This window comes from Bartonella sp. AD328YNZD, assembly GCF_042196425.1.
In genome coordinates, this window is record NZ_JBHIQG010000749.1 from 1 (window position 1) to 684 (window position 684).

Consider the following 684-nt stretch of genomic DNA (forward strand, 5'->3'; position numbering starts at 1 on the left):
TTTTTCGATGGCTTTGCGTGTTGTATGGATACCAAATGAATTAACTTCAATCGGTAGTGCAAAAGCACCAAGTCTTTTTACTATCTTTGTTTCATCAGCAATGACAAGCATTTCACGGGATGCCGATGCCACAATTTTTTCATACAACAATGCTCCCCCTCCCCCTTTAATGAGCATCATCTGAGGACCAATTTCATCTGCTCCATCAATATCAAGATCCAATTCAGGTATTTCTTCTAAAGTGCTAACAGGAACTCCAAACTTACGACAGAGCTGTTCAGAATGTCGTGAGGTAGCAACACCAGTCACACGTAGACCATCAGCAACACGCTCACCAAGAAGACGAATAAACTCATTGACTGTCGAACCAGATCCGATACCAAGCCGCATACCATCTTCAATAAATTCAAGCGCTCTAACAGCTGCCATTTTTTTTAACTGCTGAACATTCATGAATGACTTTGCCTTCTATCCGTATAAGCAACACTTATCACCCCTATTCCCACCGATAATAATGATAATAAAAGATAACCTCTTGACGCAATCTATTTAAATTGACCATCGCTTTTGCTTGAAAAGATGTTACTCGTTATAGAAATATATGATAAGAATAAAATAGAATAATCAACAATTATCTTTTTTATTTCTTTGAGAAGATTTGTTAGCATTTTTCTCATTCAATAA

General features: G+C 37.1%; 1 protein-coding gene. It reads right to left on the bottom strand.

Annotated features, from left to right (window positions below):
* Positions 1 to 453, bottom strand: a 453-nt coding sequence (gene rpiA / locus ACFIO3_RS14825; RefSeq protein ID WP_375704753.1) for a ribose-5-phosphate isomerase RpiA, incomplete at its 3' end; no start/stop codon positions are given.
* Positions 454 to 684 lie beyond the last annotated feature (231 nt).